This is a genomic window from Aurantibrevibacter litoralis (assembly GCF_034651555.1).
GTDB classification, from domain to species: domain Bacteria; phylum Bacteroidota; class Bacteroidia; order Flavobacteriales; family Flavobacteriaceae; genus Aurantibrevibacter; species Aurantibrevibacter litoralis.
The window spans coordinates 1-9,946 of the sequence record NZ_JAYEEQ010000035.1; the positions used below are offsets into that span (position 1 = coordinate 1).

A 9,946-nucleotide genomic window follows, 5' to 3' on the forward strand; every position below is an offset into this window, starting at 1 on the left:
AGAATTTAAATTCTTCATCAAACCTGACCTAAATAATAATTATTTATCGAATTTAGAGGTGTCCTAAAAAAGGGAAGCCTACATTACCTCCATTGAAATGGGTTAACCACAGGGAGGTGAAGGGATCCGATGTGAACGGATTTTTTTTCATGGCCATGGGGTTAGTTGTGTTGCAGGGTACAGCGATAGCAAGGAAAATAATCGGGGCAATCCTTGGTGTTCCGCCCACAGTTGGACTGCCCTTTTTTAGTGACCATGGCATTGTAGGCCCGTTCGTCCACAATGAATTTCCAAAGTTTGAAAATGCGGAAATCCTTGGAAAAACCTGTTTTAAAGTAAAAAAGCGAATCTTCCTTACTGCCCACACCGCCGCCCAGATTGAAATAGCTGTACTGTTGGGCAGTGGCACGGAGCCGCATTTCATCTATGAGCATTTTAATGGGATTTAATGCCAAATAATCCTCATTTACCCCCGATAGATGGTATTGTACGATCTTGTTTTTGCCAATGAACATGGCACCGCCGGCAATGGCTTCGGTTTCGTTGTGCACGGCCAACAAAATATCGGTCTTAAAACGCTGGCTGTTGTATATTTCAAAGAAATAGGGCTCAGAGAAAAAATAATGTGGTTTTGCCTGTAAACGGCACATGGTCTTATGGTACAGGGCAATAAATTCCCGGACCTCGTTCTCTGTTTCCGCGTTTTTTATGGTATAGACCGTTCGGCATTTATTGATATAGGTCCTTAGCCTGGACTGGTATTGCTTTTTTTGGGACGCAATATCCAAGGTTAGGTCTATATTCACCAATTTGCCCATTTCGGTGATCTGTCCCAAGCCTGTCAGGACCAAGGATTGATGGGGAATGTAGGGATTGAGTCTGGAAAAGACCGAAATTATCCTGTGTGCGTTCAATGCGGTTTTCAGTTCCCTCGCAAAGGAAGAATTGTCAAAATCATCCGGAAGATTCTTTGTCAAAGGCCCGGCGTAGCCATATACAGAAGTGGCATCGTACAAATCGGTGCCATGGATTTCCTGCACCAATAAGGGCAACAAGATGACCGCATCCTTTTCTCGGTACGAAATCAAAATAGGTGATTCCGATTTGTTTTTGCTAATATGGTGGTAATCATAGGTATGGTAAAAATGGGAATGCTCCATGACCTTGACCGCCCTATTCCAAAAAATCCGCTTCGTAATTATTTCGATCATGTTACATTGGCGCTACCTGTGGTGCGTTGGTTGGTGGCTGTAAGGCACTAAATTAAGTGGTAATCCCGGTGCACCCTAAAATATTGGTTTAATCGTAGGAAAATTCGATAAGGGTATCGCCTTGACTCCTTTATAGACAGAAAGCACAAATATAGCTGCTTTGCGATGGACATTCCATGATATCGGTCAGCAAATCCGCAGCTCGCTAAATTCCGTAATGTACCCTTGTGGGGCGAAATCCCCGTGCTGGTACAGGTGGGTGTCATGGTGTATGTTCTTTCCATTATCGGCAAGGGCAATGGTTTGCCAGCCCCGACGGTTGGGGGTTATAAAATCCTTACGGCAATTATCTGCAATATAGACGTAGTGCCCCTTCCCAAACAGTTTTTCAAAAGCCATATAATTGTTCTCATGGGGCTTTTCGGTGCCCAGTTCCTCGGAGATCACGATATGGTCCAAAAAATCCATCAGCCCTAATGCGTTTAGCTTATTGCGCTGTGTTACCGATCGGCCATCGGTAAGGATGCCGATTTTGCCGTTACGCTCCTTGATCCGCACCAGGGTTTCCATTACCCCGGGGAATGGAACTATCTCTGGCTGGTGCGCCCTATAATGTTGTACAAGCTCTTCCTTGGAACGCCCATAGGTTTGGGCCAATACGGCAAAGACATCCATTTTGCTGCGGTATTGGGAGAACATGCCCACAAAAAGACGTTGCCAGTTGTTGGGTTCCAATAGTTGTGCCAGTTCCCGGTAGGCCGACTTTAGAAAATCGAGTTCGTTGTACAAGGTGTCGTCCAGATCAAAGACAAGGACGGTATGTACATCAACCTTGATATCCATGGACCAGGATTTCGTCGTCGTAGCGGATCATCAACAAATGGTCTTCCCAGCCATCAAAATCTTCTTTTACATCTTGCTGTAGCAGGTATTCTTCCAGAATCCATTTGGGAAAATTGGCTCCCGCCAAATAGGACAGGGGAAAGCCGCCCCCGAAGCGCGGGTTGATCTCTATGCCATAGATGGCACCATTTTCCTTGTGCATAAAAAACTGGGCGGTCAAACAACCCACGGCACCTTCTATATGCCCCAAATGTTTTTGGATGTAGGGAACCAGCACATTGCGCTGGGTAAGGCCCTTGTTCACCTCTCCGTCCCGCACTTCCAGCCGCTTTCTGGGTACGGCACATTTCAGTTTGTGGTCCCTGCCATAATACAGATCACAGGTAAATTCTTCATAAAGGCTGTGATCCAGATATTCCAGGAACATCAATTTTTCGTTGTCGAAATGATAAGGTTGAAGATCTTTTTGGGACCTTATCAAATAGGTGTCCACACTGCGGCTACCGTCCCAAGGTTTTAGGAACATAGGCAATGTATAGGCCTCCCTGTCATATTCCTTTGCCGTTTGCACGCCATGCGATTGAAAGAAACGGTGGATCAACCGCTTGTCCCTGCATTTTTTCACAAAACCCTTGGAGGCCACCAAAGGGACAATGCCATGGGCCATAAGCTGGTTCCGGTATTGGGCCAAGAGCAACAGTTCCGTGTCTATGGTAGGGATTATCAGGCCAATACCATGCATTTTACAGGTATCGATCAAAAAAGGCATGTAGGCGGGATCGTTAAGTCTGGGAACCGCAAAGCGCCCATCGGCCACATGGCAGGCCGCTGCCAATTCCGGTTGGGCATCCGAAGCAAAAACCTTTGCTTCGGGGAATAGTTGCTTAAGCTCTTTTTGGAAAGCCCTTACCAAAGAAACCCTTCTACCGGCTGAGGTGATTAAGACATTCATTTCACGAAGGTATAAAAAGTTCTAAAAACTTTGATAAAAGGATGTATCAATGGCTTGTTGTTGAAAACAAAGGTCAAAAAGGAATAGCCCATCCCGTGGTAATCGGGGCCTAGGAACTTGTGCAAGGGGTAGGCATCTATTTGTTCAAAACCGTGTAGCATTTCGGGTATTTTACCCACCGGTAAGTCCGATTTCATAAGGCGTACCAAAAGAAAAAACACAAAAGACTGTTGCCGGGTCTTTAAACGTGTAACGGCTCCAATATAGTTTTCATGGTCCTTGGGGACGCTTTCGATCAAATCCCGGAACGCATGGGCGGCATTGGCGTTGTCAAAAATAACCTTGTTGTAGTGCTCGGGGCTTTTATTGCGCATGGCCGAGGTGGGCAAGATGCGGTACCGGTGCACATCCAGACCTATATGCGCCATGCTGCCCGCAGCGCAAAAAAGCTGTGCCGCTAAAATGGCATCTTCCATCCATTTGCCCTCTATGAACCGTATCCCAGAGGCCACTAAAAACTGTCGGTTGCTAATAAACCACCAGATCTCATTTTTGTATTTGTGCTGGGCAATATAGGAAATGCCGTCCATTATGGAGACAGAGGCATTGATATCTTGAAGGTTGACCGATTGCTGAAAGGTAAGACTCTTAAAGGACTTACTTTTAAAAGTTAAAATATCCAACGAGTTTTCCTCCAAAACCTGAAGCAGCAGCCCCAATACATTATCTGCAATAAAATCATCGGGATCCAGGAAGTAGATGTAAGTGCCTATGGCTTTATCCAGGCCCGAATTTCGGGCGGCGCCAACACCTGCATTTTTTTTGTCGATAATCTGGATATTTGGGTATTTCCTTTGATAGTCAAGGGCAATACCCAAGGTGTTGTCCTTAGACTCATCATTTACCACGATAATTTCGTAGGCTTCAATGGGCAGATCCTGCCTAAAAAGGCTGTCTAAACAGGCAGGCAAATACTTTTCCATGTTGTAACACGGAATTACGATACTGAGTTTCATAGGCTAGGGTTGCGGGTTGCCTTTAAAAGGTTCCATGGTGAGGGTCTCGGCGGCCGAAATACCGTCTCTTTTTACCACTTTAAGAAAAGTAAGCCACAAAATCTTAACATCCAATGCAAAGGAACAATGGGTTACGTAATGCACGTCCAAGGCAAACTTTTGTTCCCAGGAAATGGCATTGCGGCCATTCACCTGTGCCCACCCCGTAATGCCGGGTTTTACAAGGTGTCTTTTTTTCTGTTCTGCGCTGTATAAAGGCAGGTAGGAAACAAGCAGCGGACGGGGGCCTACAAGGCTCATATCCCCTTGGAGCACATTGAGCAATTGGGGCAGTTCATCTAAAGAAGTATTGCGTATAAAACGACCAATTCCGGTCATACGCTGAAAATCGGGGAGGAGGTGGCCGTCTTTGTCTTTCTTGTCGTTCATGGACTTAAACTTTATGATTTTAAAAATGAGCTCATTTTTCCCTGGACGCGGTTGAAAAAAGAAAGGTTTTCCGCTATTGGCAATGTATAACAGCAGTAGTACCACTAAGAAGATGGGGCTTGCCAGAAGTAGCAAGAACAAGGTAACGAAAATATCAAACACTCTTTTTAACACTTGGGGGTACATCGGATTGTTTTAAGCTGCTAAGGTAGCTATTGATGGTGTAATATACCTAAGATTTAGACCAATTACCACAATATTTGGTAAAAAGGAAGGGCGATACTTTTTTGTTGCTCGTTGTCCGTTGATGGTTGTTGGTTGCCAAATGTTCAAGTTCAAGAAAAACCAGATACAAGGAACATTTGAACCAAAAGACCTCCCTCAATCCCTCCCAAGGAGGGAGGCTTGCTTTTAGACTGCTTCCTAAGTATTCCCAAATAGGATCTTGCACTAAAATAACTCCTCCCTTGTAATGAAGGGAGGTGGATTTTGGCGAAGCCAAAAGACGGAGGGATTGACAGTGCCACTTGACCCTTTTTATCCTTGACCTTAGACCCAGTGCACCACCCTCAATCCCCCCAAGGAGGGAGGCTTGCTCTTAGACTGCTTCTTGAGTATTCCTAAATAGGATCTTGCATTAAAACAATTCCTCCCTTGTAATGAAGGGAGGTGGATTTTGGCAAAGCCAAAAGACGGAGGGATCGATGAGTCAATCTGTTCTTTTTATCTGTAAAAATCCTCAGGAAACCGTTCTTAGCTTGGGTATTGTATAAGGAGAAACCGATGCAACTAGAAGCCTTTTTTGTTGCTCTTTGTTGGTTGGCGGTTGTCCGTTGTTAGTTGCTCGTTGCTGGTTGTCGGGTAACGAAGGTTCAAGTTTATGAAAAACGAGAAATAGTTAGCTTTCGACTTCTTGGTTGATTTTTTACCATCACCCCATTTCCACATGCGTCTGTAGTATATCAATAAGATTTTGGTTAATAATAGCGACATCAAATTTTTGTTCCGCCAAAGCTCTGCTGGCTTTCCCCATTAGGGCAATCTGTTCGGGCTTATCTAAGAAAAATGTTATCGCCTCAAGTAAAGGGTCCAGTTCTTGCGGTGGAATCAGGAAACCGTTCTGTTTCGGAACAACGGTTTCTTTGCACCCGGGCATATTCGTTGTAATGATGGGCATCCCAATAGATAAGGCCTCTAAAATAGAGCGGGGTACACCTTCTCTGTAATAGGAAGGCAATACAAAGACATCGGCCTCGGTAAGAAAGGGTACCACATCGGCTTGTACTTCGTGATAGATGATGATTCCTTTGATTTGTAAGGCGTCGAGCACCCCGTAGGATATGCCGGAGGAATTGTCCGGCGGCGGGGCGCCAACCAGGTGAAACTCGGCATTGGGGTACAGTGGCTTTAGGGTTTCTGCGGCCTGTAGAAACAGTTCTACTCCTTTTTCCTTGATCAAGCGGCCAATGATAATAAATTTAATGGGGTCGCCTACCTGTTTTTGGTGCACGCGAAAGGGAAAACGTTCTAAATGTATCCCCGAGCCGTTGACCACGGCGGTTTGCTGTTTTTTAGTTAGAATGTGTTTTTCTAAAAAGAGTTGGCGGTCGTCCGTATTTTGAAAGATGGTAACCGCAGTTTTCCGCAAGGCCTCCCGATATAACATTTGGGAAATCCGTTGCAGTATTTTGGACTTTAGGTTTACTGCGCTAAAGGTAAAGCCCAACCCCGTAATCAAAGCAATAACAGGGATGTTCAATTGTCTTGCGGCAATAGACCCATAGATCACAGGTTTTATGGTGTATGGAAAAACCAGATCTATTTGGTGTTGCTGCATCATTTTTTTTAATGCGCTGATGCTTTGCACATCCTTTATGGGGTTGAGACCGTTGCGTTGCAAAGGATAGGTTAGGGTTTTTGCCCCCATTCCATGTAAAGTTCTTACTGTTTTTTTCTTTTCAAATTCGGGGGCAGCGCAAAAGACCTCAAAATGATGTGCTATTAAATACGCAATAAAATCGCCTCTAAAATTGACCAGAGAATTGGAAAAAGAACTAATAATAAGGATTTTGGGGTTGGGCATTATGTCGTAGTTGTAAAATTTAAAATTGAATTATAAAAGCCCTCTTGAGTTCGTTCCTTTAGAAAACGTTTAAAAACAGGTTTATTCCCTTCAGTGTCTGTACCTAAGGCAACCAGAATGGTAGCTGTTAATTTGGCAGTATCATGGGTAGGGCAGGTAAATAAGCCCGGTATGTTATCAATATCGCCGGCACTTAAAGTAGCTACTATTTTTGTGTTTTGAGACATCATTTGCAACAACACATTTGGGAAACCCTCAATTCGCGAAGAGAGTACGCAACACGCAGCTGCTTTAAAATAGGGGTACACGTTCGTCACATAACCGGGCATATGGATTTTGCCTTCCAAATTCAGTTGCCGAATTTTGGTCATTAATAGTTCCCGATCTTTTCCTTCCCCAAGAATAATTAAATGGAGGTCTTGGTGTTCCTTTTGAATTTCGTGGAAAGCGTCAATCAAAAGATCGAACCCTTTGGCTGGGGCTAGACGCCCCGCCGCTACAAGAAATCTTTTCCCGGTATATTCGGGTAAGAGCTCACCTATTTTTGTTGTGCTATCCATAAAGTTAAAGGGATTGGGAATAACTTGTATGTGGAGGTGTTTGCCTAATCGCGGTAATGCTTTTAGAAGCTGTTCTTTCATATAGTTGGTTTGACAAATTACCAGGGAGGCCCCTTTGTAACCTAAGGTATAAAAAAGTGTATATATTTTTAACTTCATGCCTTGGAGGAGCTCAAAAATAGAATTCGACTCCCGTACCACTACCTTGGCGTTTCTTAACAATCCCAGCCTTTTTGCCAGACCAATACTACCATTAATTAGGGTTTGGGAGGTAAAGGTGTAGTCAATGTTTTTGTAAGTTTTAAAATTGAATATCAAATGGGGAATAAGCCAGAGAATGCCTTGCGTATAAGATAAAAATGGCAAATAGGTAATAAGCATACGAGCTTCATCGGCTGCCCAACCCAAACTATTTTTTTTTGTTAATATAATGACCCTACAAATTCCACTCTGTAGGGTAATGTGGCGGGCTAGACTTTGGACAATATGCTCAGATCCTTGTACACTGTCGGTGGGTAGAATAAACAGCCAATTATTTACCAGCATATTCAATGGGACTTTGTTTATAGATTCAAAAGGTGGGCACATGCTTAGAGCAAAGTAAATAAATAGTTTGTTTTGAATATTTTAACTCCCATAGAGGTAAGAAAGATTCAAAGATAGAGATTATTTTAAAAGAAAGGTTTTTAATGTCCGATCATGTGGCTAAGAAATTTATGTTTGCAGTCTAATTTTTTCGCCGTGTAAATTTTTATTAATTAGAAAGGGGTAGCTGTAGCATTTCACCAAAAACAATGTCCCATTTTCTGGGATGGTATTTAATAAAACCTGAACCCGGATAAAAGGTGAGCTCCCCAAAATACACTTTACTCTGTAACGAATATAAGTCTACTCTTACAAAGAAAAAGTCATTTGCTAATATTTCAGCTATTCGTAACATGTCCTCCAAGGTAGCTGGGCGCAAAGGAGGGGAACTACTGCGGTCTAAGGTGGTGCAATCAATACGTTGCCAGGCCGTATCAAAAAAATCCACGGTATGGTGGGTAAAGCGGTTGGCATGCACCTCTATAAAGCGTACTTTACCCTGAAAGCAATAAAGCTTATAATCTTGAGGAATATTTCCACCGGGATCAAGTAACAACTTCTCCACAAGAATGCGCGGCTTTATTTTGGCATAATGCCATTCTCCTTTACCGGAATTATAGCGATCCTGTAAGGACTTTCTCATTTCTCTTTGTAACGAAGGCCAATCAGATTTTTTCTTATCTTTTATCATTATTACATTACCACTACCATGGTTTGTTTTAATAATCATTGGATAATCAGGCAGATTTTCAGGTTTCAGGTTTTGTGGATTAGTTGTTTCCAGAAGTAATGGTATCAAATAAGTGTCACCCAATTTTTCTCTCACATGCTCTCTTACCAAGAATTTATCTGAACACACTACATGCAATGGAGTACGAAGGTTTAATTTAAGCCACTGAATTTTTTCGTTAAAAGTCCTCGGGTGTTTTAAATTCAAGGGATATCCTAAAATCCTAATAAACCTAATTTTTAACAATACAACATTTGGGATCAATATATTGCGTACGGAAATAATAGGCGAAAGTAGTCTGCGCCCTAATGCAGAATGATAGTAAAAAAAAGCTAAAGACTTCCAAATCATAGCTGTTGAAATCGCAATTCTTATTTTGGCTCACTATTTTAATTAATGTATTAGGATATCACAAAAATATCTGTATGCTGCTTATTTTTTTGTTCAAACGGTAAAGTCAACATATCTCCTAATTTTCTATCCCATTCCTGTGGCATGAATCTTTCATTTCCAGATCCGGAATGAAAAGTTATTTCTCCAAAATAAATGTTATTTTTAATAACATACACATCAATACGTACATAAGTAAAATTTTGAGCTAATTTTTCAGATATAAATTTTAATTCTTCATATTTTCTTGGTTTTTCAATAGTCTTTCCATTTTCATGAGCCCATTTACATGGTAAAAGTTTCCAATTAGGATCATATAGATTTCTTTTGTGCGCATTATGTCTATCAATATCTACTTGGGTAAAAATTAATTTGCCATTGAAATAATGTAATTTATAATCAGATGGGATTTGATTGTTTTCATCAATCATTAATTTTTCAACAATTATTCGGGGTTTTATATTTTCATATTGCCACTCCCCCTTTCCAAAAATGGAGTAATTAGTATTTAATCTGTTCTTTAAATCTCTTCTGATTTTAGCCCAGTCCATCTTCTTTTTATCCCATACAATAATGCCTCCACCACTATCGTTGTTGGTTTTAATAATAAATGGAAAATCAGGTAGGTTATCAGGCACGATATCTGATGGTTTTTTAGTTTCCAATAGCAACGGGATAAGATATTCTGAGCCAATTAGTTTTTGTACATGTTCACGAACTGCATATTTATCAGAACAAATGGTATGTAAAGATGTACGCTCATTTATTTTTAACCAATTGATTTTCTCATTAAATGTTTTTGGATTTTTTAGATTCAACGGATAACCCAAAATTCTTTTAAATCTACTTTTTAATAAAGTTTTTTCAGGCATTAGAGTGCTTCGTAAAAATAGGAGTGGTGTAATTAATTTCTTTCCCCATTGGGTACCTAAATAAATTTTTTTTATAAATTCTCTCATTTTACAGCTCTTTTGATATTCTGGTATTAACACAGTTCTTTAAAGCACCAATTAATTATTTCTATAACTAGACGAATTAACAAGTTATTGTAAATTGCTAAGTTAATGTTAATTTAGCCATCCCCCGTTTTTTTAATTGAACTTCAGATGCAGTTGCCCAGGGCACGGATATGGCACGGTGTTTTCTA

At 41.5% G+C, this 9,946-nt stretch carries 9 protein-coding genes; all 9 read right to left on the reverse strand.

Annotation, left to right across the window (positions count from 1 at the left end; translation table 11 throughout):
• Positions 1 to 161: 161 nt before the first annotated feature.
• Complete coding sequence (locus U1E44_RS16330) at positions 162 to 1,211, reverse strand: GNAT family N-acetyltransferase (RefSeq protein ID WP_322932187.1); 1,050 nt, start codon at positions 1,209 to 1,211, stop codon at positions 162 to 164.
• A gap of 186 nt (positions 1,212 to 1,397) precedes the next feature.
• Positions 1,398 to 2,054, reverse strand: coding sequence for an HAD family hydrolase (locus tag U1E44_RS16335; protein ID WP_322932188.1), 657 nt, complete (start codon positions 2,052 to 2,054; stop codon positions 1,398 to 1,400).
• The gene (locus U1E44_RS16340; protein WP_322932189.1) at positions 2,038 to 3,006 is read right to left on the reverse strand and encodes an ATP-grasp domain-containing protein; all 969 of its coding nucleotides are present in this window, start codon (positions 3,004 to 3,006) and stop codon (positions 2,038 to 2,040) included. Before U1E44_RS16340 ends, U1E44_RS16335 begins: the two co-directional genes overlap by 17 nt.
• Entirely contained in the window at positions 3,003 to 4,022 is a 1,020-nt protein-coding gene (locus U1E44_RS16345; RefSeq protein ID WP_322932190.1) for a glycosyltransferase, read from the reverse strand. The genes U1E44_RS16340 and U1E44_RS16345 overlap by 4 nt, the downstream gene beginning before the upstream one ends.
• A gap of 3 nt (positions 4,023 to 4,025) precedes the next feature.
• Entirely contained in the window at positions 4,026 to 4,637 is a 612-nt protein-coding gene (locus U1E44_RS16350; RefSeq protein WP_322932191.1) for a sugar transferase, read from the reverse strand.
• A gap of 745 nt (positions 4,638 to 5,382) precedes the next feature.
• Positions 5,383 to 6,534, reverse strand: coding sequence for a glycosyltransferase family 4 protein (locus U1E44_RS16355; protein WP_322932192.1), 1,152 nt, complete (start codon positions 6,532 to 6,534; stop codon positions 5,383 to 5,385).
• Positions 6,534 to 7,640, reverse strand: coding sequence for a glycosyltransferase (locus U1E44_RS16360; protein WP_322932193.1), 1,107 nt, complete (start codon positions 7,638 to 7,640; stop codon positions 6,534 to 6,536). The genes U1E44_RS16355 and U1E44_RS16360 overlap by 1 nt, the downstream gene beginning before the upstream one ends.
• A gap of 208 nt (positions 7,641 to 7,848) precedes the next feature.
• Positions 7,849 to 8,760, reverse strand: coding sequence for an ATP-grasp fold amidoligase family protein (locus tag U1E44_RS16365; protein ID WP_322932194.1), 912 nt, complete (start codon positions 8,758 to 8,760; stop codon positions 7,849 to 7,851).
• A gap of 50 nt (positions 8,761 to 8,810) precedes the next feature.
• Complete coding sequence (locus U1E44_RS16370) at positions 8,811 to 9,758, reverse strand: ATP-grasp fold amidoligase family protein (RefSeq protein WP_322932195.1); 948 nt, start codon at positions 9,756 to 9,758, stop codon at positions 8,811 to 8,813.
• Positions 9,759 to 9,946: the final 188 nt, after the last annotated feature.